This window comes from Stenotrophomonas sp. 86156_Sma (assembly GCF_056481625.1).
This window is the reverse complement of the sequence record NZ_CM151157.1, coordinates 2645218-2667531: the sequence shown is the minus strand read 5'-3', so window position 1 is coordinate 2667531 and position 22314 is coordinate 2645218. Positions and strand designations below refer to the sequence as shown.

The window sequence follows — 22314 nt, the reverse complement described above, 5'->3', positions numbered from 1 at the left end:
CATGCCCTTCCATGACGTAAAATGGTATTACTTCACCAATCCATGAGCGGGATTCATCGTCATGCTGGAACGGATCCACCTCAGCATCGTGCAGCAGGTCGAGCAGCAGGGCTCGCTGACCGCTGCCGCCGGCGTACTCAACCTGACCCAGTCAGCCCTGAGCCACAGCATGAAGAAGCTGGAGCAGCAGCTCGGCACCGACGTCTGGCTGCGCGAAGGCCGCAGCCTGCGCCTGACCCAGGCCGGGCAGTACCTGCTGGCGGTGGCCAATCGCGTGCTGCCGCAGCTGGACCTGGCCGAGGAGCGGCTGGGCCAGTTCGCCCAGGGCGAGCGCGGCGCGCTGCGCATCGGCATGGAATGCCACCCGTGCTACCAGTGGCTGCTGAAGATCGTCTCGCCGTACCTGGCGGCTTGGCCGGACGTGGATGTTGACGTCAAGCAGAAGTTCCAGTTCGGCGGTATCGGCGCACTGTTCGGCTACGAGATCGATCTGCTGGTCACGCCCGATCCGCTGCTGAAGCCGGGCCTGAAGTTCGTGCCCGTGTTCGACTACGAGCAGGTGCTGGTGGTGGCCAAGGACCATGCACTGGCCAAGGTGGACCACGTAAAGCCGCGTCAGCTCGGCCAGGAAGTGCTGATCAGCTACCCGGTGCCGTTCGAGCGCCTGGATATCTACAACCAGTTCCTGCTGCCGGCGGGCATCACGCCGCGGCGCCACAAGACCATCGAAACCACCGACATCATGATGCAGATGGTGGCCAGCGGCCGTGGCGTGGCCGCCATGCCGCGCTGGCTGGTGGAGGAATATGCCGCACGCATGGATGTGGTGCCGGTGCGCCTGGGGGCGAAGGGCATTCCCAAGCAGATCTACCTCGGCGCGCGCGAGGCCGATACCGGTATCGACTACCTGCAGGCCTTCGTCGAACTGGCGCGTAACAGCACGCCGGTTGCCGGCAATGCAGGCGGAGCCCGTTGATGCCCGCACCTGGATCGCAACGGGCGGAAGCCTTCATCAACGCGTTTTCTCTGGAAGTGAGCGCGAAGGCCATGCTGGCACTGCGCGCGGAAGCGGATCGCATCGCTCCGGGAACGACGATCTCGATCCCTTACCTAGCGAGCGAGGACGACGACGCCCGGCTGGCGGCCGCGCGCACGGTGCGAGAACTCGGCTTCGAGCCGATGCCGCATCTCTCTGCCCGCCGCATCGGGTCGCGTGCGGCACTTGAGCGGTTCCTGGAACGCGCCGCCAGCGAAGCGGGGGTAGAGACGTGCCTGCTGATCGCCGGTGATCTTTCCACGCCCGCAGGTCCGTATGCCGACAGTACTTCGATCATCGAGACTGGCCTTCTTGAACGTTGCGGCATCAAGGTTGTTGCCATGGGCGGGCATCCGGAAGGGCATCCGGTGATGAACGCCGAGGACCGTTGGCGCGTGCTGGAGCGTAAGTGCCAGGCCATCGAGGCGCGGGGCATGGCACCGCTGATCATCACTCAGTTCGGCTTCGATGCGGACATCGTGCTGGCTTGGCTGGATGCGCTGCGGGCCCGTGGCATCACCGTTCCGGTGCTGGTCGGCGTGCCGGGGCCGGCCAGCATTGCGCGGTTGGCGCGCTACGCCGCGATGTGCGGCGTGAGTGCCAGTGCATCGATGCTGGCGCGGTATGGCATCTCGATCGGCCGGCTGCTCGGCACGGCGGGGCCAGAGGTGTTTGTGGATCGCCTATTGAGTGGGCTGACAGACGCCCATGGTCCGGTCAGCCCGCACTTCTTCCCGTTCGGTGGCATTGCGCCATCACTCGGCTGGATAGAGCGGTACCGGCGGCGCACGTCGGCCGCCAGCGTTTGATGCTCTATCGATGATCGCGTGGCTGGGCCCTTCAGCCCGGCAGTTCGCACTTCATCTTGCCGTCCACGTAGTACGGCTTGGGTACGTTTGGGTTCTCGCTGGTCTTCTCGAAGACCACCTCGAAGGAAGCCGCATCGGGCGAGCCCTTGCGGTCGGTGCACGCGTCCTGCAGCTTCTTCTTGACCGCCGCGATGCCCGCATCGCGATTGGCGCCGTCGGCGCTGTTGGTCAGGTTCACGCTCTCGGCGGAGGCCAGGGGGCTCAGTGCCAACAGGCAGCCGGTCAACATCAGGGTGTGCAGCTTGGTCATGGTCATACCTCGTGGGTCTGCAATGAGGTCCCAGCATAGAGGCAGGCTGTTAAAGGCCCGTGGCCGCCCCGGTTTCGTAGCCGGTTCTGCGGCATTCGTCGTCGAACACGTGAGGTTGGTCGGACGTTTTCCCTTCGCGGGAGGTGTTCGGCTAGGCTGCAGCGACTGACCGCAAGGATGAAGACACCCATGATCCGCTGGCTGTTCCTCGCGCTTGCCGCGCTGCCGCTCGCTGCCGGGGCCGTGGTCATCCGCCACGACGTGGACGATGCCCGCTACCGGATCGAGGGATCAGAATTTCCCGCCCTGGCCGACATGCCGGGTGAAGGGCAGGGCGTTCTGATCGCCCCACAGTGGGTGCTGACGGCAGCGCATGCCGCACCGATGGAAGGGATGGGGCTGACCATCGCCATCAACGGCAGGGACTACGGCGTGGAGCGCGTGTTCGTGCACCCCGGCTACAGCAGAATGCCTGACGCATTGGGCAAGGAGGCTATGGCAACGGGAAGCCCGGCGAAGATCCACGCGTTCCTGGCCGGATCGGATGACATTGCGCTGATCAGGCTCACAGCCCCAGTGAGCGACGTGCAGCCCGTGGCGCTGTATCGCGGCAGCGCCGAGGTCACGCAGATCGCCGCCTTGATCGGGAAGGGCGCCACTGGCAATGGTGCGATGGGACTGGTGCCGGGCGGACCGCATCGCACTACGCTGCGGCGGGCATACAACGCCATTACCGGCGGCAATGATCGCTATCTCTGGTATCGGTTCGATGCCCCGCCACAGGGCCTGCCGCTTGAAGGTGTGCTCGGTAACGGGGACAGCGGCGGCCCATTGGTGATCAAGGATCACGGCGTCTGGCAGCTGGTGGGGCGGGCTCCTGGATCACCGCGGTTCCCGAGCATGCCCTTGAGGCCGGCTTCTACGGGCAGGTGGTGCACAACGTTCGGGTATCGCGCTATGTGGGTTGGATCGAGAGCGTCCTGAGTGCGCCCGATTACCGCCCCGTAACACTCGAAGACTGACAGCTGTCACTGGCTGCAACCCGGGCGGAAGCGAATAGTGGGCGCCAAGGCGAGGGCACCTCGCCACCAACCACCAAGGCGACCGCTCATGAACATGCTCCAGCAACTCACCACGCAGACGCCGATCTGGGTCTGGCTGCTCCTGGCGTTCCTGGTCACGCGTGGCATCGCCGCCATGAAACCGGGTGAGACTTCGTTACAGAAGCTGGCGATCGTGCCCGTCCTGTTCGCCGTGTGGGGCGCGTGGTCGATCAGTCATCGCTTCGGCGCCTCGCTGACCGCCTGGGGCGAGTGGTTGGCCGGCATCGGCACCGGGGCAGCACTGGGATGGCTGCTGCTGGGCCACGTGAAGCTGACCCTGGAGGGCGCTACCGGAAAGCTCTGGCGCAACGCGGACTTCAGCCTGCTGCCGCTGCTGCTGATCACCTTCCTGGTGAAGTACGGCTTCGAAGTCGCATTTGCGGTGTCGCCGTCGCTGACCGGCAACGCCGGCTTCAGTGCCGCCTACCTGCTGCTGTCAGGCGGATTCACCGGCATCTTCGTCGGCAAGTACTGCCGCTATCTGGCTTCGCTGCGACTGGATGCGGCCGCTAAGGGCCTGGAGACCGCAGGCTGAATTCGCGGCGGCGTGACGCGTCACATTAATACCCCCCCTCACGGCCCGTTCGACTCGTTGGCGCACGATGCCAGCGAACTTCGACCGCCCCGGAACGTAAGCGCACTGACAACGGCCAGGGCGCAGGCACAAACGCCCGCGTAAACCATGGCCAGTCGGTAGCCGAAAAGCAGCGACTGATGCGCAACGTCACGGGACACCGCCTGGCCACTGGCCGCCAGCGCATCCAGCCGCGCAGTACCTGCGGACAACCCCTCCGCAAGCGATCGCAGATGCGAAGGGTCGCCGCCGGGCAGGTTCGTTTCAAGTGCGTAGTAGGTACCTTTCACCAGAATCAACCCCACCACCGCGATGTTGATGGCCAGGCTGATGAATCTGGCGCTGGTGTCCATGCCGGATGCCATGCCGGCGCGATCGCTGGGCACGGAACTGGTCGTCGTGTTGGTGATGGGTGTATTGATCACGCCCAGGCCCGAGCCTGCAAGAATGCAGCCTGGCAGCAGGGTCAACCAGCTCGCGTTTTCCGCGCCTGCACCGATCGCCATCATGAGCATCCCGCCGCCCATGGCAAACATCCCAGCGGGGATCACGCGTTCAGGCCCGAAGCGCACAGCGAGACGCTCGCCGTAAGGCGGCAGCAGCAGCGACGGCAATGTGTATGCCAGGACAGACAGGCCGGTCGCGATGCTTGAGTAGCCAAGTCCGTGCTGGAAGAACAGTGGCAGGTACACCATCAGTGGCCAGAAGCTGAAGTTCATGCCCATCGAGCCCAGCAATGCGCCGGAGAAGCGCCGATTGCCGAAGATGGAAAAATCGAACATCGGGTCCGGCACCCTGCGCTCGACCGCGATGAATACCGCCAGGCTGATGACGGCAACCAGAGCGGCCACCATGGAAGAGGCGCTTGCAAGGCCTGCAGGAATACCTTGGGTGATGTACCAGGTGAAGGAAAAGACGGCCACTGACAGCGAGACGATTCCTGCAAGGTCCAGTTTCCGCTGGCTTGGCGCCCACGATTCCCGGATGCCCAGAACGGCGAGAGCCGTCGCGCCCACTGCCAGGGGCGCATGCACCAGGAACACCCAGCTCCAGCTGCTGATGACAACAACGCCAGCACCAATGACCGGCCCGAAACCCAGCCCTATGCCAAAGACCACGCCCCAGATGCCAAAGGCCTTGGCGCGCTGTGCGGAGTCACTGAACTGATGGGAAAGCACTGTAAACACGCAGACCAGCATTGCGCCTCCCGCCGCACCCTGCAGTGATCGAGCCACGATCAACGCCGTTCCGCTTCGAGCAAGGCCGCAGGCCAGGGATGTGATGCCGAACAGCAACAGGCTGATCACGAAGATGCGCTTGCGCCCGTACCGATCCGCCAGAGCGCCCGCCGCCATCAGCACCGTCGTGCAGGCGAGGGTATAGGCATTCATGATCCACTGCAGGCCGCTGAAGCTGCTGCCAAGCTCTGTCTCCAGAATCGGCAGGATGACTGGCACGCTGGAGATTTCCAGCCCGAACATCAGGGAAGCCAAGCACGCCGCAGAAAGCGTCAGGCGATCTCGAGCGGCAGGTGAAAGGGAAGTCATGGGTCTCCTCAGGCAGGTCCGGGATCTGGCGCACTGCCGGGGCGACTGCAGCTGCGCGTTTCAAGTGAGCGGCCATCTTGGAGGGACTTCCATGATGATAAAAATGATTTGATTTAATAGAATTGATCAATCTTCATCATGGATTGCCACGGTGTTCTTTGACCCCGACCTGCTGCGCGCCTTTGTCGCCGTCGTAGAGACCGGCGGCTTCACCAAGGCGGGTGAGCGCATGAACCTCAGCCAGTCCGCCATCAGCCACCAGATCCGGAAGCTGGAAGAGCAGGCGGGCAGCGCCTTGCTGAAACGGACCACGAGAAGCGTGACACTCACCGAAGACGGCGAAGACTTCCTGCGACATGCCGAGCAGATTCTTGCTGCCCAGAGCCTGCTGGTTCGCCGGTTCCAGAGGGCTCCTGTTACCGGGGCAGTGCGACTGGGTGTGCCGGAGACCTATGCCGGCGACCGGCTGACGGCAATGCTGTCGCGCTTCTCCCGCAGGTTCCCCGCGGTGCGGCTGGATGTAGCCGTGGAGTCCTATGGGGCACTGAGCGAACAGATACAGGCGGGAACACTTGATCTGGCGGTGAACCTGTTCCTGCGGGAGGACGTTGAGTGGCCGGTTCTGAGGCGGACACGTTTCGTCTGGGTCATCGGTTCGGGATTTGAGCACGAACCGGAAAAGACGCTGCCACTCGCACTCGCGCCCAGCCCGTGCATGCATCGCGACGTGTGCATCGGAGCACTTGTTGAAGCCGGCCTGGAATGGCGCGTCACCTTTACCTCGGCGAACCAGCAGGGCCTGCGATCGGCTGCAAAGTCCGGGCTCGCCATCACTGTCGCTCTTCAGGATGACATCCAGGATGGCCTGATGATTGCGGGCAGTGGATTGGGGCTTCCTGTGCTCCCCGCCGCGAGCTTCCGGCTGATGCGCAGTGCAGCCGTGCGGACGCCTGCGATCGAAGCGTTGGAGGAACAATTGCTTCGCGCAGGCGATGGCGCGTGTTCGGTCCGCGCACTCGGCGCGGTGGGCTGAAGCGCAGCGCACGCACATTCCAGACCAAGCAGTCCATAACCGGCCTTCCACGTCGAAGTAGCATCGACGCTTGGAGCATTGAGCACTTCCGCTGAATGCGTTCGGTCTACGGAAGCTATTGGATGAACATGAAGCGGACGACGGCGGGCGGCCCCGCTCCCGTGCGCGGTGATCGGCGGGATACCGAGATCCGGAACTACGTGATGAACCTCGGCCCCCAACATCCTGCGGCACATGGGGTACTGCGCCTTGTGCTTGAGATGGATGGCGAGACCGTTGTGCGCGCGGATCCGCATGTGGGCCTGCTGCACCGGGGTACCGAGAAGCTGGCGGAGTCCAAGCCCTTCAACCAGTCCATCGGCTACATGGATCGGCTGGACTACGTATCCATGATGTGCAATGAACATGCCTACGTACGTGCGATTGAAACCCTTCTGGGAATCGAGGCGCCCATCAGGGCACAGTACATCCGCACGATGTTCGATGAGATCACCCGTATCCTCAATCACCTCATGAACATCGGAACGGGCGCGCTGGACCTGGGCGCCATGGCCGTGATGCTCTATGCATTCCGGGAACGCGAAGAGCTGATGGACTGCTACGAGGCGGTATCCGGCGCTCGAATGCATGCCACGTATTACCGGCCCGGCGGTGTGTACCGTGATCTGCCTGACCAGATGCCGAAGTACAAGGAGTCACGCTGGAAGAAGGGGAAGGAGCTGCGGCGGCTGAACGCCGCGAGAGAAGGGTCGCTGCTCGATTTCATCGAGAATTTCACCCGCGAATTCCCGAACCGCATTGATGAGTACGAAACCCTGCTCACCGACAACAGAATCTGGAAGCAGCGCACGGTTGGCATTGGCGTTGTGAGCCCGCAGCAGGCCATGGACTGGGGCATGACCGGGGTGATGCTGAGAGGCTCGGGCGTGGCGTGGGACCTGAGGAAGAAGCGCCCCTACGCGAAGTACGATGCCGTTGACTTCGACATTCCGGTCGGCAGCGCCGGTGACTGCTATGACCGCTACCTGTGCCGTGTCGCGGAGATGCGGCAGTCCAACCGCATCATCCGCCAATGTGTCGACTGGCTTCGCGCCAACCCCGGCCCGGTGATGGTCCAGAACTTCAAGGTGGCGCCGCCGTCCCGGCAGGAGATGAAGTCCGACATGGAAGCGCTGATCCATCACTTCAAGCTCTTCAGCGAAGGCTACCAGGTGCCGGCAGGTGAGACCTACGCAGCGGTCGAGGCGCCCAAGGGCGAGTTCGGCTGCTACCTGATCTCCGATGGCGCCAACAAGCCGTTCCGGGTGCACCTGCGTGCTCCCGGCTTCGCTCATCTCTCTTCTCTGGATGAAATCGTCAGGGGCCACATGCTGGCGGATGTCGTCGCCATGATTGGCACCTACGACATTGTGTTCGGCGAAGTGGATCGATGAGGAACCGGCTCAGCCCACACATGGGCTGAGCCACGCTCCGGCGGCCGCGAAGGGAACAGCCATGTGCAGCCTGAGCAGGTCTTCCACGGTGCGTGCCCCGCCCATCTCCAGGTCGAGGATGCCGGGCTCCAGGATTGATCCCAGCAGAACACCGACCGCGATCGCATGAAGGCTGCGGGCCGCAGTGGCTGTATCAACGCCCTCACGGAGCTGGCCCAGTGCTCCTGCACGCTGGTATACAAGCTCCAGCATGCGGACCTCCGGCATCGCGCACGCCGCGAGCACGTCGCCTATGCCGCCCAGCTCATGTGATGCACCAGAGCGCAGCAGAAGCTCAACCGTTCGGCGAACGCGTGGGGTGCGGCGCGTGTGATCAAATACCCTGACCAGGTCCGCAAACAGAAGCTTGAACGGGTCACTGCACTGCTGGATGGCGGCTTCCCGCAGTCCTTCGGGTGCATCTGGCCGCCCTCGCGCGGAAAGTTCACCCAGCAGGTTCTGACGGGACCCGAAGTGCCAGTAGATCGCGCCGCGCGAATGGCCGCACTCGGTGGCGATCAGCTCCAGCGTGGCGCCCGCGGGCCCATGGCGCAGCAGGCACACCAGTGCGGCATCGAGGATCCTCTCACGCGTGGCGTGTGCGTCCTCCCTGGTTCTTCTAGCCATGGCACGGTTGCATCCCTGCTGTTCGATGAGCGCGCGACCGCGCGTCCTGAGCGTCCTTAGACAAGGCGATGGGACGGACCGTGGCCACAGCGCTGCACCGGGATCTGCGGCGTTTGAATGTCGATCTTCGGTTCATTGGCGGGGGCAGGGCAGGACAGTGAGCCAAGCCACAGACCATCGGCGGCGAGACGCGCAGACCTCAGCGTGGGATCGTCGGCCTCGGACGGCTCGGTGGCCAGCTTCTTCTTCATCCACTCGATCCACTGCGACGCGGATACCTGGGTCAGGTCCAGGCGGATGATCAGGGCCGAGAGCATTGCAACGTCGTGCCGCCTGCAGCCCTCGACCACCGATTCCACGTAGGCGTTGGTGAATGCGCCGGAGCGGAGCCCGTTGGCACGCATTCTCCGTTCCACATCCTGATTGAAGTTCTGCAGCCAGCACGAGAAAGTGGCGTCGATGAGATCCTGCTTGCAGTAGAAGTGATGGAACATCGCGCCACGGCTGACGCCCGAGCATTCGAGAATCTCACTGACGGTCACCGAAGACCGGCCATTGCGGACGATAAGCGCTGCCGTTTCGCGGATGAGTATGCCGGGCACACGCACGGACGAACTGTGGGTAGCGTTCAAGAGAGTTTTCCTCATGTAGCGGGCGACGAACGATCCGCCAGGCCGGTACGGCCTGGCGGGTTGCCGTTCGAGCCAGTCAGTGATGCGCAACGGATGCTTCGCTTTCGGCGCTCTTCCGGGAAGCGATGGGCCTGCCGATTTCAATCTCCGGGTCCCCCTTCTCGGGCTGCCATGCCCCCAGTGCCAGCTGCACCTGCACGTGGGCCATCAGCAGCTCGGCCTGTGCCGCGGCAAGCGCTCTGCGCGCCTTCTCGAGCAGCGCCTGCTGCTGCAGGCCGGCATCCTTCGGTTCGATTCCGGCGTCCACGCGGGAAGAGGCATAGGCCGAAGATCTGCTGCTGAGTGCCTCGGCATTTACTGCCTGCTGCATCCTGACCTGGGAACTCGTCCACGCATGCAGGGAGTCCTCACTCTCCTTCAGCGCCGTCAGCACGGTCTGCTCGAAGGCATGCCAGTTCTGATCACTGCCGGCGCGAGCGGCTTCCTCCCTGGCCTTCTTCCGGCCAAAGCTCAGCCACTCCCACTGAAGCTCCGGGCCGGCCGAGAAGCGCTTTGCACTGGAATCGCCCAGCGAACCGAACGGTGCAAGGATGCCGCCGAAAACATTCAGCGTGAGGCGCGGAAGGTGCGCGCGCTCGGCGAGTACGACGTTGCCAAGGCTTGCTCGCAGGAGTGCATCGGCCTTGGCGACGTCCGGCCGCCGCGCCAGGAGGTCGGTCGGCTGCGCAAGCGATGCAAGATCCGGTGGGGCCGGCAGTGGAGCCGGGGCCAGCAACGCCTCCCAGGCGTCATCCTGCGCGGTCGGCGAGCGGCCTGCAAGAACCGCCAATGCGGCCCTGTCCGCCTGCAGCCGGGTAGCGGTTGCCGCCTCCTGCGCCACCAGTTCGGCGTGTTCGGATTCGACCGCAAGTGCCTCCCTGCGATCGACCAGCCCGGCCGCATACCGGGCCTTCACACGCACAACGCGCGCCTTGCTCAGCTCAACCTCCCGCTCAAGAGAGGACAGGTTGATCTGGTCCATCCTGAGCAGGAAGTAGTTCTTCGCAACCTCGGCCTGGAGCACTGCGGCAGCTGATCTCGCGTCAGCCGCCGCGGCATCGGCCTTGCGATCGGCCATGGCTGCGGCGGTGCCAATGCGCCCAAACAGGTCCAGTTCCCAGGAGAACATCTGTCCAGCGGACAGCAGCCTCTGGGAAGGCGGCCGGGGAAGATCCTGGCGATAGGGATCCGCTTCGATCTGGGCGGACTGCATGGCTTCGGCCTTGACCTGCAGCGCACCGCTCGGCAGATAGTCCTTGCGCGCCGCGCCTGCCAGCGCCCGCGCTTCCACCACGGCGGCAAGGGCAGACTTCAGGTCATGATTCCCGCGCATGGCCAGGCTGACCAGCGCATCCAGGTTGGGGTCGGAGAAGTCCTTCCACCATTGCCTGTTGGGCGTCCCGGGCAGGACATCCGCATCCAGCGCCGCCGGCGTGGGGGCCTGGCCCACATGATGCCGGGCTGCGGCGTCAGGGATCTCGGTCCTGGGAGCCACAGAGGCGCAGCCAGAAGACAGGGCCACAAGCACAGCAATCGACAGGCAGGCAACTCGATTTCCAATAGCCATGATCATGCCTCCTCGGTCGGGTGAATGCGGTAGAGCGCGGCATACAGCGCTGGAATGAGACCCAGCGTGATCAGCGTTCCAAGGGCGAGGCCGCCGATCATCACGATCGACATGCTGGTCCACATGGAACCGCCAAACAGCAGCAGCGGGACAAGGCCGAGAATGCAGACCATCTTGGTCATGACGATGGGGCGCAGGCGCTTGGCCGCAGCCTCTTCAATGGCCTGGAGAGGAGGCAAGCCATCGCGCTGGCCTTCGTCGATCGCATCGATGAGCAGAATCGCGTTGTTGACGATGATGCCGGCAAGTGCGAGCAGCCCAAGTGTTCCGATGAAGGTCAGGCTGGTGCCACTCAGTTTGAGTGCCAAGGTCGCGCCGATGACCACGAACGGAATGCTCGCCAGGACGATCAAGCTCTTGCGGATGCTCTCGAACTGCCATACGAACAACAGGAACATGGCAGCAAGGCAGAGCGGGAGCAGCTTCTCGATGCCTTCGTTGGCACTCTTGCTCTCTTCGATCTCGCCACCGAGTTCAACCCGCACGCCCTGCTTGCGGAATTCGGAAAGAAGTGGCTCGACCTTGTCCGCGATCCCCTGGGCCGTCAGCTCGGAGCTCTTTGCAAGCACGGTGACCGCGCGCGTCTGGTTCACTCGCTGGATTGAAGACAGCTGCGGCGCCAACCGAAGCTTGGCCACCTGGCCCAGGGGCACGCTTCCGCTGCCATCCGCCTTCTGGATCGGGAGTGCCTCAAGCTGGCCGATATCCGTGCGCAGTGCCGCCTCTCCGCGGAGGATGACCGGGAGAACGGTGTCGCCCTCACGATAACGGGAGATCGTTGCGCCGGTCAGCAGCATGTCCATGCTCTTGGCGATGTCCGCGCTGCTGATGCCTGCGGCCTGGGCCTTGGGCTGATCGACGTCCACATCAAGCTGGACAACCTGGCGTTCGGCATCGCTGGATACATCCACCATCCCCGGCGTGTCCTGCAGCGTGCGCAGCAGCTTCTCGGCGGCAATCCGATGTGCGCCGTCGCTGCTGGAGATGCGGAACGTCGCTACGCCGGCATCCGAAGACCCCATCGAGAACCGCTTGGGCTCCACCCGCACATCCGGGAAGTGTGTTGCCATCACAGAACGCAGCCGCTCAATGGCCGCTTCATGCTTGACGCCCTTCGCAAGGGACAGCACGGCATACGCGCGGTGTCCTGCAGGAGTAGGGGGATTCAGTGCCAGAATGAAGCGTGGGCCACCATCGCCCATGTACAGGGCGTGGCTGGAGATCTCCGGAACGAGCTTCTCGTCGGCCAGCACCTTGCTGATCTGGTGAGCAACCGCCATCGTATTGGCCGGACTGGAATCCGGGGACAGCTCGATGGCCATCTGCAGCTGATGGCGCTCGGACGGCGGCATCAGCTCGTTGGGGACGGTGGTGAACAACCAGCCGGAGGTTGCCAGCAGTGCAACCATTACGCCGATGTAGATGGCCTTGTGCCCCAGGATCCAGCGGACCTTGCCGCGGTACCAGCCCGTCAGCCGCTCGACCGCGCGTGCGGTGCGGCTGAGTTCGGCATGGTGATGGGCAAAGTACTTGCACAGCAGCGGAATCAGGGTAACGCCGATGACCAGCGACAACAGCAGCGCGATGGCCATCACGATGCCGAGGCTGCGCAGATACTCGCCGGTTTCCGTGCTGGAGATGGCCAGCGGCATGAACGCGAGGATGATCGCCAGCGAAGAAACCAGAAGCGGCACGAACATCGTGCTGCCTGCGTGAGCAGCAGCCTGGTCCGGCGACTCACCCAGCGAGAGCCGCCGCTCCATGTCCTCGGCAACCACGATCGCGTTGTCAACGAACAGGCCCAGGGCAATGATGATTGCACCCACCGAGATCATGTGCAGATCGATGTTCAGGATCTTCATGATTGCCATCGTCCCCAGCACCGTGGTCGGCACGATGGCGCTGACAATCAGGCCGGTCCTCATTCCAAGGAACAGCACGACGACCGCCATGACGATGGCCAGGGTCTCCAGGAAAACCTTGGCAACACGTAGCAGCTGGGTGGAAACAACCTCGGCCTGATCCGTGATCTGGACAAGCTGCATGCCGGCCGGCAGCGTTTCCGAAAGCCGTTCAACATCACCTCGCAGCAGATCGGCGAAGCTGACTACGTTGAGTCCTGGCGCCATGGAGACCGCTATCACCACGGCCGGCGTGCCATTGACGAATGCACCCGTCATCGGCGGGTCCTGGGTCACCCGTTCCACTCGCGCAAGGGCACCCAGCGGCACCGAGCCACCCTTCGGCAGCGGTATCGGCGTGCTCTTCAGCTGGGAAGGGTTGTCGGCGTCACCGCTCACGTTGAGCGTAATCTCCGAACCTCCGATCTCGACGTAGCCCGCCGGCGCAATCACATTGCGCCTGGAAACCGCATCGGCAATCACATTGGGGTTGAGCCCACGCGCAGCCAGGGAAGGCACGTCCAGGATGATCTGGACCTGCTCGTCCCTCACGCCGTGCAGCGAGACACGTTCCACCCCGGGCAGCCGGAACAGTTCATCGCGCAGGCGGCGGGCTTCTGCCCGAAGCTCGCCTGCGTTATAGCCATCGCCGGTCAGGCCCATGGTCATCACCGCAACCCGACCGAATTCGTCGTCCACGACCGGGCCAATCGTTCCCTCGGGAAGCTGGCTCTGGATGTCCCCCATGCGTGAGCGCAACCGTTGCCACACGATGGGAATTTTCTCCGATTCCACGGTGGGATAGAGATCAACGTAGGTGAACGCAAAGCCTGGACGGACAGTGGTCCGGATCCGCTTGACCTCCGGCATGCCACGAATGCTCTCCTCGATCGGGCGAGCGACCAGCTGCTCGACCCGGTCCACGCCGGCGCCCGGCATGAAGCTGAGTACCGTCGCCGTGCGAATGGTGATGGGGGGCTCTTCAGTGGACGGGAAGTCGAGCGCCAGAATGAGGCCGGTGAGGACGATCGCTACGATCGCCAGCAGGGTCAGGCGGGGACGCGCCAATGAGAATGAGGAGAGGCTCATTGTTCTGATCCCATCTTCATGTCGACAGGCTTGATCTGCGTGCCCGGGCGGATGGCCTTGGCACCCGCAACCACGACGCGCTGGCCGGCGGAAATCTGCCCGCTCACCTCGATCCAGTCACCGTGATACTGACCCAGATCTACCTCCGCCAGCTCGGTCGTCTTGCCATCCTTTGCCAGCCGAAGCACCTGGCCCTTGCCGCCAACGGCAGACGGCAGAACAGCCCGAAATGGCACTTGAAGCCTGGCTGGGCCTGTATCCGTTCCTGTGATCCGGACCGACCAGGTCGAACCCACGGTCGCCGCCTCGGGCACTGCGATGTATGCGGTACGCACGCCGCCTGCATCAACGCGGCCGTCGACACGGAGCACCTTGCTCGCCACGGTGTCCGAGCCGCTGATCAGATTGACCAGCTGCCCAACAGCCAGGGGAGCTGTGCCCGGAATCGCGACAGACAGCTCGCGGCCCGCACCATCGACCTGGATGGCGACAGCGCCCGGGCCCACGGACTGTCCAACCTCAACGTTTCGGGCAGCCACGACTCCGTCAAACGTTGCCTTCAGCGTGGCTTCCCCTTGTGACCAGCCGGCGAGCTCGTGCTGCGCGCGGGCATTGCGGACGGCCGCATTCGCAGCCGCCAGTTCGGCCTTCGCGGCGGTCATCTCCGCCGGGCTGAGCGCATCAGCCTTCTGCGCAACATCCAGTCGCTCGACGCGTCGCTGGACCTCGTCCAGTGCGGCCTGCGCGCGTGCGACGTCGCCGGCAGCGGACGCCTCCTGCGCTGCAAAGGGGACCGGATCCAGTCGAGCAAGCACCTGTCCCTTGCGTACAACGTCACCCGGTTCAACAAGTACCGCGGAGACCTTTCCGGAGACCGGGAAGGACAGCTGTCCTCGCTGCGTGGCACGCACGGTGCCGATGTAAGCGCGCTGATCGCCAGCAGCCTGTCGAACGGAGGCGACATACGCGGTGCGGGCTTCTGCCGTCCCGCTCTCTGGTGTATCGGAACATCCCGTCATCGCGGACAGGGCAATGGCCAGCGCGCTGAGACGAGGCACCAATGACCAGGTCATATGGGTTTTCACGTTCGATTCCTTGTATGGGTGGTCAGTTCCACAGACCAGCGCGGTGTGGTCAGGTCTGCAGGCGGCGTAAATTTAGGGGGACACCTGGACCACGAACAGGACACTTCCGGACATGCCGGGGCTCGTACAGGTCATCTGGGACAGGCGGCGCACTCAAAGCGGCCATCCGGACAACGCAGTCCCACCTGAAGCCAGTCAGTCATATCGACGCTGGATCATCATCCGGACCCATCAGGAGCATTACCGGACACGCTGGGGGCCGTTTAGGCCACGCGCGGTCTCCTGCATTGAAATCAGTCCCCCACGGGATGACTATGGGGACTGCGAAACGCCCCTTCGAAACGTGATGGCTGCCATCTCCAAGAATCTGCCGACCTCCATGGACTGGCGTGAGCCCGGTGAGGAACTCGCGTTGGACGCGACGTCTCTGAACCCCTCCGACGATCCAGGCTCAACGCACGAATCGCAGATCGCAGAAATCGTGCCGACCGGAGCCAGGGCCATCCTTGGGCTTGTTGAAGAACGGGGTTTCTCGCCGGAAGAGCTGTGCCGCGGGCTTGGTTTCACGTACCGCGATCTCTCGATGAGAGATGTAAGGCTGTCCTACAGACAGATGCGCAAGCTGTTCATGCGCGCAGAACGATTGCTGGACGAACCTGCATTGGGCCTCGCCCTGGGAGCCCGGCAGACACCCATCTCCTGGGGTGTTCCCGGCCTGGCGATGCTCACTTGCGAGACCTTTGGGGAAGCCCTGAACTATGGGCTCAGCCACCAGCAGGCAATCGGCGCCATGCTGATTCACACGATCGAGGAAGCGGGTCGTGAAATCCGGATGGAGGTCCGATTCCGGCGCTTTGATATCCAGCTGGAATCCGTTCTTGTGGAGGATGCATTCGCGGGGTTCGTCGCCGTCAGCAGGTACCTAATTGGCCCCTCCTTTGCACCGCTACGGGTCGACTTTTCCCTACCCAAGCCCTCCGATCCGGACGTCTACCGGCGGTTCTTCCAGTGCCCGGTGTGCTTTGATGCAGGGATCAACCGCCTGACCTTCGACTCACACTGGTTGAGTGTGCGGCTGCCAGGCTTCGACCGGATCAACTCGAAGATCGTACGCGACCAGCTCGACACGCTGCTGCCAATGCGGGGCGTGCGCAATGAAATTGTCGAATCGCTGTCGAGCCACCTGCGGTGCGACATCGAGACGACCCCCCGGCAGAGCGAACTCGCAAGCCTGATCAATGTAAGCGAGAGAACGCTCAGGCGCCGGCTCAATCGCCAGGATTCGAGTTATCGGGAACTCCGCGATGAGGCCCGGTATGAGCGGGCCCGCGATCTCCTGCTGAACTCAGAGCTGAGCATCGCCGAAGTTGCAGACGCGGTTGGATACTCCGACGCCCGTGCATTCCGCCGCGCATTCAAGCGTTGGGCGGGTTGCCTGCCAACCGAGTTCCGGGAATCCAGGTAGACAGCATCCACCCTGGTTCCAGCACGGCGGGTAGCCATCGGTAGAGACCGGGCCACCCAATGACGTCGGGGCTGCCGCCGGGCCGTGCTGCCGGTGGTGGTTGCGCGTCTGTAGTCCATTGCACCAGTGCGTGTGCAGTCCTCTCCAGCCACCCCTCCTTCACCTGGGTAGAACCATGAAGCGCATACGGCTGTTTGAATCGAAACTCGCGGCGAGATTCCTTGAGGTCGATCGATTGGCGCGCGAAGGCGCCACGTTGAAGAACGTGGCTGAGAACATGCGCACGATCACCATTGCGGTGACGATGCTGATCGTGGTGGGGCTGCTGATGGACGTTCCGGCGTCCGTCATTCGTGTGGCGGCCATCGCATGGGGGTGCTGGGCACTGGTCTATGCGCTGCTTGCCGCAGCACAAGCAGGACTTCTCTTTGTCCTGCTGCTTGGCGAGGTGGCCCTGTTGAAGCACATCCTCATCCGAATTGGATTTCTCAGAGGCGCCATTGCCACAGGATTCGCGGTGCTTGTCGTGATCATCATGGCAGTGTCGTGCGTGCTGTTCGATCCGAAGCACATGTTGCATTGGTGATTGCCGACACCCTGCAATCGTCGGGCCCGGCATTCCGGACCGGCCAAGGCGAGCCCCGCACATGGGGGATGTTCGACCTCGATTGATTCCGTTCCACTCAACCTGCGAAAGTCATGCACTCTGCAATTCCCTGCTGGCGTAGTCATTCATCAGGCGGCGATCGAACTGCCACTCTGGCCAGAACATCCGGTTCCGGACGCGCCGCGAAAGGCAGCTTGTGGCGGCGGGTTCCGCGGCTCCTCGCAGGAGTGGGAATGCTGTTGCTGGTCGCATGCAGTCCGGTGCATGTGGTCAGGTCAAACCAGGCCAGGACCTATGCAGGTCTCAGCATCCACGGGGAGCGTCGGATGGAGATCGTGCCAGCGGGTAGCACGCACGGGCACTTCCAGACGGTGACTCTCGCCCCCGTCCTGCTGATGCCAGAGGTAGCTGCAACGCTGAGCCCGGGCGTCGGTGATCGCCTCAAGACTGCCGTAAGCAGTCAGCTGCAGCGGCAGATCGACAGGCGCCTGGGCTGGAGCGGGGCAGGGCGGCCGGGAACGGGGCTGTTGCTGCTTGCAAGGATCACCTCGGTGAAGGAGGTGTCTGTCGGCCTGAACATTGCCACATCGGTCCTGATGGGACCGGTGAGCAAGGGGCAGCTTTCCCTCGAGATCGAGGCGATCGACGCAGACACTGGCAGGCAGGTAGCACTGCTGCTGCTCGCCGACGAAGCCGATATGAGGGACATCCGGAAAAGCTACACCCCGGACGGTCACGCCAAGGCGCTTGCAGGCCGGTTCGCGATTGAGGCGGTGGAGTTCATCGCGCCAATGGTGCGATCACGGCAGCTTCCCGGAGAGCGCAACTGCCGTGCGCTTCACCCCGGTTCCCAGGCCTCATCCGAACCGCGGCTGCAGGAAAGGGAGGGGGTAGGGAGTTCCAATTGCAAATGACTCTCACTACACTTGCGGCATCCCACCCCTTCCGCCGCCTATGGCGGCCAGAACTCCGGCTCCCGACGTGAATTCCCCGCCCCACCTGTGCAGACCGCTGGCATTTGCCCTGAGGGTGATGTGTCCACGCTAGGCCGGGGCACGGGCAGCAACGCGGATCGGGCCTCGTCCACGGAGGCGGGCATTCCGGAAGACGCCTCGCCAATGGGCGGGAACCTCCTTGCGAAAGCCTATTCCCGCTGGCGCGGGCCCATTCTGCGCAGCCTTGCGCGTGTCAGAGGTACGGACGGTGAGGACGCCCTGCACGACGGTGCAGTCAAATGGCTGGCGGCAAACCCTGCACTGGCCTCGTGCGACCAGCAAGGCGCCTATTTCCGGCGAACGGTGATGAACACCGTGGCCGATGAGTATCGTGAGCACACCGCAGGCCGCCGTCTCCAGACCCTGCCACTGGCAGATGCCGAGGATGCGGGCCAGGCCATCACCAGCGATGAATCACAGTGCCCGTTGCAGCTCAGCGCCCAGCGGCAGCGCCTGGAGCGCCTGCGAGAAGCGCTGGCCGAGCTGCCGGAACGTCAACGCGAGGCCTTCGTGCTCTGCCGCTTCGATGGCCTGACCCAGGAGGACGTGGCCGCTCGCATGCAGATCTCCCGCCGCATGGTGGTCAAGCACCTGTCGCGAGCGGTTGCCTACTGCGAAGTGCGGGTACGCTATGCGTCTCTGGCACAGATGCAGGAACTGCATCGTCCGACCAAGGCGGGCGAGGCGTTGGCGCCTGCCATCGATGCTGATTTTCCCTGCCGATGACCGATCTCCCTTCTCCCGCAGATTCCGACCCGTTTGCCCTGCATGAGGCGGCGGCCGCGTGGCTGGTACGGCGGCAGGATGCGGACTGGCAACCGAAGGACGAGGCAGCCCTGCAGCACTGGCTGGCCGAGAGCGAAACACATCGACAGGCGTTCGCCGATGTGACCAGAACCTGGCACGACCTGGGCCAGCTGCCACGCCCCGTACTGGCCTCGGACGCGCATGCGGTGATCACCCCAGCAGTACCTGTCATTCAACGGCGGGGCAGGGCGGGGCGGCGCGCACGCTCGTGGCGCCTGCCCCGCATTGCGGCGGCTGCCGCCGTGGCGATGCTGGCCTTGGGGTACGTCGGCTACGGTTGGTACGCCGCGCCCAGCTACGTACAGGACGTGGCCACCGGCGCGGGCGAGATACGTGATCTGCAATTGCCGGACGGCTCACGGATTTCGCTCAATGCACGCAGCACGCTGGCCGTGCATTTCTATCGATCCCGCCGTGAAGTGGTGCTCAGCCAGGGCGAGGCGTTCTTCGAGGTCGCCCCGGCGGCCGACCGGCCCTTCACCGTTGATGCCCAGCGCAGCCGGGTGACGGTGGTCGGCACGGCCTTCAATGTGCGCAATGGGCCGGGCGAAGTCGTGGTCAAGGTGCTGCATGGGCACGTGCGAGTACAGCCGGATCGCGCCGAAGGTGCCTCGCCGGTCAGCCTGCGCGCCGAACAGGGCCTGGCCGTTACCACGCTCACCGCTGCTTATCGCCCCATCGCCGCAAGCGCAGACAGCATTGGCGGTTGGCGCAATGGACGCCTGGTGTTCCGGCGCACCCCGCTGGACGAAGTGGCGCAGGAGGTCGGGCAGTATCTGGGCCATCCCGTCACGTTGGGCCAGCCAGGGCTGAAGTTCCTGCCGGTCTCCGGCTACGCAGCCACCGATGCCCCGGCCACCTTCCTGGAAGCACTGCCGGATCTGTTGCCGGTGCAGGTGACCCGCAATGCCCAGGGCGGCTACCGCATCGACGAACGGCCTGTGACCCGCTGACGCCGGAACGAAAATTTCTTCCGGCGCGGGTTCCCACCCCACCGCCATTTTCCGTTTACCCCAGTGAGGCCAGTAGCGGCCAAGCATGATGGAGCGGTAATGGGGTACATGAAGATCAAGCGCGCACTTGTTGCTGGCGCGTTCTCTACGGGGGTACACGCCAAGCGGCTGCCGTTGCTGGCACTGTGCATTTCCAGCGCGCTGGCAGCGCCGGCCATTGCACAGTCGCAGCCGGCTGCACGCGTGCAGTTCAATATTCCGGCGCAACCGCTGGATGCCGCACTGCGCCGCTTTTCCGAGCAGTCCCGGCAGCAGGTGCTGTTCAGCGAATCGGCGGTGGCGGGCCGTCGCGCTCCGGCCTTGACCGGCAGTTACACGCCGCAGGAAGCACTGGCGCGCCTGCTGGAGGGCAGTGGCGTGCGTGTCAATGCCACCCGTCCGGGCGTGTTCACCCTGGCGCAGGAAGCAGCAGCGCCTGCGCGCAGCAAGGATGCCCAGACCACCCTGCAGACGGTGAACGTGACCGCCAATGCCCCAAGCGATGGCGCTTACACGGCACGTGAACTGAGCCTGGGCAAGCTGGGGCAGAGCATCCGCCAGACCCCGCAGTCGGTCAGCGTGATCACCCGCCAGCAGCTGGACGACCGCAACCTCACCACGCTGGACGAGGCGCTGGCGCAGACCACGGGTGTGACCAAGACCGCCCGCAACTTCGGCAACCACAAGTTCTCGATCCGCAGCTTCACCGTGGACGACAGCAACTATCTGGTCGACGGCGTGGCCGGCATCGTCTATGCCCCCGTGGGTTGGCTGCCGATCGACACCGCGGTACTGGAGCGCGTTGAAGTGCTGCGCGGTGCTGGTGGCATGATGCTGGGTGCAGCCGACCCCAGCGGAGCAATCAACATGGTGCGCAAGCGCCCGCGCGACCAGGCTCATCTGGATCTGGCCGCAACCGTGGGCTCATGGGACAACTACCGCGTCGAGGTGGATGGCGGTGGTCCGCTCAATGCTACCGGCAGCGTGCGCGGCCGACTGGTCGCCGCCTATCAGGACCGCGACTACTTCCAGCGGGGCACCTCATCGAAGACGCCGGTGGCCTATGGGGTGATCGATGCCGATCTGGGCACGGATACCACGCTGACCTTCGGCCTGCGCCATCAGGCCAGTGACACCGACGGCTACTGGCTGTTCGGCCTGCCGCGCTACACCGATGGCGGCGCGCTGGACATCAAGCGTTCCACCTCGCTCATCCAGGACTGGAACCGGCAGGAGGGCTCCGTCGACGAAGCCTTTGCAGAGGCGGAGCACCGCTTCAACGAACGCTGGAAGGCACGCCTGTCGGTGAACCGCACCGAGTCGGACCTGGACCAGCGTGTCGCGGTTCCGCTGGGCGGGGTGGACCGCGCCACCGGCATCGGTTCGCGCTTCTATGACATCTATTTCAACCGCTCGCGCGTGCGCAGTGATGGCATCGACCTGCACACCACCGGCAGTTTCGACGCCTTCGGCCGCAGCCATCAGCTGCTGCTGGGCGCGATGTGGTCGCGCCAGCGTACCCGCCAGAGCTCGGCGGACCTGGCCATCGACGTGCCGATTGATGTCTACGCACCCGACCACAGCGCCATCGCGCAGCCGCTGCAGCCCGCGTGGGACTGGTCAGAAAACGCCCGCGCCCAGCAGAGCGGCGTGTACAGCAACCTGCGCCTGCAGCTGGCAGAACCGCTGCACCTCACGCTGGGTGGCCGGCTGAGCTGGGTGAAGTACCAGTCCAGCGATGGCTTCACCGGCGCCAAGAGCCGCGACTACGAACAGAAGCACGAATTCACCCCGTACGCCGGCCTTGTCTACGACCTGGGTCCGCAATGGTCGGTCTATGCCAGCTACGCCGATACCTTCCAGCCGCAGAGCTCGTACGTCACCGCGTCCGGCTCGGTGCTGGATCCGGCCATCGGCGCCAACTACGAGCTGGGCGTGAAGGGTGAGTTGAACGATGGCCGCCTGAATGTCTCCGCCGCAGTGTTCTCCATCCGCAAGACCGGCAACGCCGTGGTGGACGAATCCGACCCGGGCAGCTGCCGTGGCTCGCTGGCGTCGTCCGATTGCTACCGCAATGGCGGCAAGCTGCGCAGCAAGGGCTTTGAGCTGGAGGCCAGCGGCGAACTGGCGCCGGGCTGGCAGATGATGGCGGGCTATACCCACGTCACCAGCCGCGACGATGAGGGCGCGACCATCAGCGCCGAGACGCCCCGCCACCTGCTGCGCCTGTCGACGTCCTACCAGCTGCCGGGCAAGTGGAACGCGTTCTCCGTGGGCGGGGGTGTATCGGCACAGAGCAGCTATTCCTATCCGGCCTACGACGACCCGGACTGGCGCATGGGCGCAGCGGGACGTGCCGTGTGGGACCTGCGCGCCGGCTACCGGATCAATCCGCGCTGGAGCGTAGGCGTCAACGTGGCCAACCTGTTCGACACCCGCTACTACGCGATGATCAGCCAGATCCGCCGCGGCAACTTCTTTGGCGAACCCCGCAATGTGATGCTGACGCTGCGCGGCTCGCTGTGATCTTCCGCAGCCGGCGGGGCAACGGCCTGCCCGCCACG

Annotated in this window: 18 protein-coding genes and 1 pseudogene; 12 read left to right on the top strand and 7 right to left on the bottom strand. The window is 64.2% G+C overall.

All coding sequences use genetic code 11. The annotated features are described in order from the left end of the window. The first annotated feature begins 61 nt into the window (after positions 1 to 61). Together ACZK33_RS12420 and ACZK33_RS12415 are read left to right on the top strand one after the other, a co-directional pair. Positions 62 to 976 carry a LysR family transcriptional regulator gene (locus ACZK33_RS12420; protein ID WP_049422266.1) on the top strand — a complete coding sequence of 305 codons (915 nt, stop codon included), beginning with the start codon at positions 62 to 64 and terminating at the stop codon, positions 974 to 976. Next, positions 976 to 1845, top strand: coding sequence for a methylenetetrahydrofolate reductase (locus tag ACZK33_RS12415; RefSeq protein ID WP_423173963.1), 870 nt, complete (start codon positions 976 to 978; stop codon positions 1843 to 1845). Before ACZK33_RS12420 ends, ACZK33_RS12415 begins: the two co-directional genes overlap by 1 nt. 31 nt (positions 1846 to 1876) lie before the next feature. On the opposite strand, the gene ACZK33_RS12410 is transcribed toward ACZK33_RS12415, so the two are convergent. Continuing rightward, positions 1877 to 2155 (bottom strand): hypothetical protein, encoded by a 279-nt coding sequence (locus tag ACZK33_RS12410; protein ID WP_423173962.1) that lies wholly within the window; start codon positions 2153 to 2155, stop codon positions 1877 to 1879. Positions 2156 to 2344: 189 nt separating this feature from the next. Between ACZK33_RS12410 and ACZK33_RS12405 the strand changes: the two are divergent. Together ACZK33_RS12405 and ACZK33_RS12400 are read left to right on the top strand one after the other, a co-directional pair. Beyond that, a pseudogene (locus tag ACZK33_RS12405) lies at positions 2345 to 3177 on the top strand (S1 family peptidase). An 88-nt stretch (positions 3178 to 3265) separates the two neighbouring features. Continuing rightward, entirely contained in the window at positions 3266 to 3793 is a 528-nt protein-coding gene (locus tag ACZK33_RS12400; protein WP_423173961.1) for a DUF6622 family protein, read from the top strand. 38 nt (positions 3794 to 3831) lie between these two features. Here the strand turns inward: ACZK33_RS12400 and ACZK33_RS12395 are convergent, their stop codons facing one another. Then, positions 3832 to 5379, bottom strand: a complete 1548-nt coding sequence (locus tag ACZK33_RS12395; protein ID WP_423173960.1) for an MFS transporter — start codon at positions 5377 to 5379, stop codon at positions 3832 to 3834. A 151-nt stretch (positions 5380 to 5530) separates the two neighbouring features. Here ACZK33_RS12395 and ACZK33_RS12390 point away from each other — a divergent pair, with 151 nt between their 5' ends. Both ACZK33_RS12390 and ACZK33_RS12385 read left to right on the top strand, forming a co-directional pair. Further along, on the top strand, positions 5531 to 6412 hold the full coding sequence (locus tag ACZK33_RS12390; protein ID WP_423173959.1) for a LysR family transcriptional regulator: 882 nt from the start codon (positions 5531 to 5533) through the stop codon (positions 6410 to 6412). Between the two features lie 128 nt (positions 6413 to 6540). Beyond that, entirely contained in the window at positions 6541 to 7845 is a 1305-nt protein-coding gene (locus tag ACZK33_RS12385) for an NADH-quinone oxidoreductase subunit D (RefSeq protein ID WP_049401595.1), read from the top strand. A gap of 9 nt (positions 7846 to 7854) precedes the next feature. On the opposite strand, the gene ACZK33_RS12380 is transcribed toward ACZK33_RS12385, so the two are convergent. From ACZK33_RS12380 to ACZK33_RS12360, 5 genes are all read right to left on the bottom strand, one after another. Beyond that, positions 7855 to 8511, bottom strand: coding sequence for a TetR family transcriptional regulator (locus ACZK33_RS12380; protein WP_423173958.1), 657 nt, complete (start codon positions 8509 to 8511; stop codon positions 7855 to 7857). Between the two features lie 56 nt (positions 8512 to 8567). Continuing rightward, positions 8568 to 9143: a TetR/AcrR family transcriptional regulator gene (locus ACZK33_RS12375; protein ID WP_279911804.1), complete on the bottom strand. Its 576-nt coding sequence runs from the start codon at positions 9141 to 9143 to the stop codon at positions 8568 to 8570. A 76-nt stretch (positions 9144 to 9219) separates the two neighbouring features. After that, positions 9220 to 10755: a TolC family protein gene (locus ACZK33_RS12370; protein ID WP_423173957.1), complete on the bottom strand. Its 1536-nt coding sequence runs from the start codon at positions 10753 to 10755 to the stop codon at positions 9220 to 9222. After that, entirely contained in the window at positions 10752 to 13799 is a 3048-nt protein-coding gene (locus tag ACZK33_RS12365; RefSeq protein ID WP_121503300.1) for an efflux RND transporter permease subunit, read from the bottom strand. The genes ACZK33_RS12370 and ACZK33_RS12365 overlap by 4 nt, the downstream gene beginning before the upstream one ends. Beyond that, the gene (locus ACZK33_RS12360; protein WP_256200921.1) at positions 13796 to 14884 is read right to left on the bottom strand and encodes an efflux RND transporter periplasmic adaptor subunit; all 1089 of its coding nucleotides are present in this window, start codon (positions 14882 to 14884) and stop codon (positions 13796 to 13798) included. Before ACZK33_RS12360 ends, ACZK33_RS12365 begins: the two co-directional genes overlap by 4 nt. Before the next feature lie 346 nt (positions 14885 to 15230). Here ACZK33_RS12360 and ACZK33_RS12355 point away from each other — a divergent pair, with 346 nt between their 5' ends. The 6 genes from ACZK33_RS12355 (at position 15231) to ACZK33_RS12330 (ending at position 22276) form a co-directional block, all read left to right on the top strand. Next, positions 15231 to 16349, top strand: a complete 1119-nt coding sequence (locus ACZK33_RS12355; protein WP_478453388.1) for an AraC family transcriptional regulator — start codon at positions 15231 to 15233, stop codon at positions 16347 to 16349. A 175-nt stretch (positions 16350 to 16524) separates the two neighbouring features. Further along, the gene (locus ACZK33_RS12350) at positions 16525 to 16935 is read left to right on the top strand and encodes a hypothetical protein (RefSeq protein ID WP_012511082.1); all 411 of its coding nucleotides are present in this window, start codon (positions 16525 to 16527) and stop codon (positions 16933 to 16935) included. A gap of 254 nt (positions 16936 to 17189) precedes the next feature. Next, on the top strand, positions 17190 to 17870 hold the full coding sequence (locus ACZK33_RS12345) for a DUF3313 family protein (protein WP_423173955.1): 681 nt from the start codon (positions 17190 to 17192) through the stop codon (positions 17868 to 17870). 204 nt (positions 17871 to 18074) lie between these two features. Then, positions 18075 to 18677 (top strand): RNA polymerase sigma factor, encoded by a 603-nt coding sequence (locus ACZK33_RS12340; RefSeq protein WP_423174052.1) that lies wholly within the window; start codon positions 18075 to 18077, stop codon positions 18675 to 18677. Then, on the top strand, positions 18674 to 19711 hold the full coding sequence (locus tag ACZK33_RS12335; RefSeq protein ID WP_423173954.1) for a FecR family protein: 1038 nt from the start codon (positions 18674 to 18676) through the stop codon (positions 19709 to 19711). The genes ACZK33_RS12340 and ACZK33_RS12335 overlap by 4 nt, the downstream gene beginning before the upstream one ends. 108 nt (positions 19712 to 19819) lie before the next feature. Then, positions 19820 to 22276, top strand: coding sequence for a TonB-dependent siderophore receptor (locus tag ACZK33_RS12330; protein ID WP_285303335.1), 2457 nt, complete (start codon positions 19820 to 19822; stop codon positions 22274 to 22276). Positions 22277 to 22314: the final 38 nt, after the last annotated feature.

Coding starts and splice junctions, on each gene's coding strand:
- ACZK33_RS12395 (WP_423173960.1), bottom strand. CDS start 5,379: ATGACTTCCCTTTCACCTGCCGCTCGAGATCGCCTGACGCTTTCTGCG.
- ACZK33_RS12345 (WP_423173955.1), top strand. CDS start 17,190: ATGCTGTTGCTGGTCGCATGCAGTCCGGTGCATGTGGTCAGGTCAAAC.
- ACZK33_RS12380 (WP_423173958.1), bottom strand. CDS start 8,511: ATGGCTAGAAGAACCAGGGAGGACGCACACGCCACGCGTGAGAGGATC.
- ACZK33_RS12410 (WP_423173962.1), bottom strand. CDS start 2,155: ATGACCAAGCTGCACACCCTGATGTTGACCGGCTGCCTGTTGGCACTG.
- ACZK33_RS12385 (WP_049401595.1), top strand. CDS start 6,541: ATGAAGCGGACGACGGCGGGCGGCCCCGCTCCCGTGCGCGGTGATCGG.
- ACZK33_RS12340 (WP_423174052.1), top strand. CDS start 18,075: ATGGGCGGGAACCTCCTTGCGAAAGCCTATTCCCGCTGGCGCGGGCCC.
- ACZK33_RS12350 (WP_012511082.1), top strand. CDS start 16,525: ATGAAGCGCATACGGCTGTTTGAATCGAAACTCGCGGCGAGATTCCTT.
- ACZK33_RS12415 (WP_423173963.1), top strand. CDS start 976: ATGCCCGCACCTGGATCGCAACGGGCGGAAGCCTTCATCAACGCGTTT.
- ACZK33_RS12420 (WP_049422266.1), top strand. CDS start 62: ATGCTGGAACGGATCCACCTCAGCATCGTGCAGCAGGTCGAGCAGCAG.
- ACZK33_RS12330 (WP_285303335.1), top strand. CDS start 19,820: ATGAAGATCAAGCGCGCACTTGTTGCTGGCGCGTTCTCTACGGGGGTA.
- ACZK33_RS12355 (WP_478453388.1), top strand. CDS start 15,231: ATGGCTGCCATCTCCAAGAATCTGCCGACCTCCATGGACTGGCGTGAG.
- ACZK33_RS12370 (WP_423173957.1), bottom strand. CDS start 10,755: ATGATCATGGCTATTGGAAATCGAGTTGCCTGCCTGTCGATTGCTGTG.
- ACZK33_RS12365 (WP_121503300.1), bottom strand. CDS start 13,799: ATGAGCCTCTCCTCATTCTCATTGGCGCGTCCCCGCCTGACCCTGCTG.
- ACZK33_RS12400 (WP_423173961.1), top strand. CDS start 3,266: ATGAACATGCTCCAGCAACTCACCACGCAGACGCCGATCTGGGTCTGG.
- ACZK33_RS12335 (WP_423173954.1), top strand. CDS start 18,674: ATGACCGATCTCCCTTCTCCCGCAGATTCCGACCCGTTTGCCCTGCAT.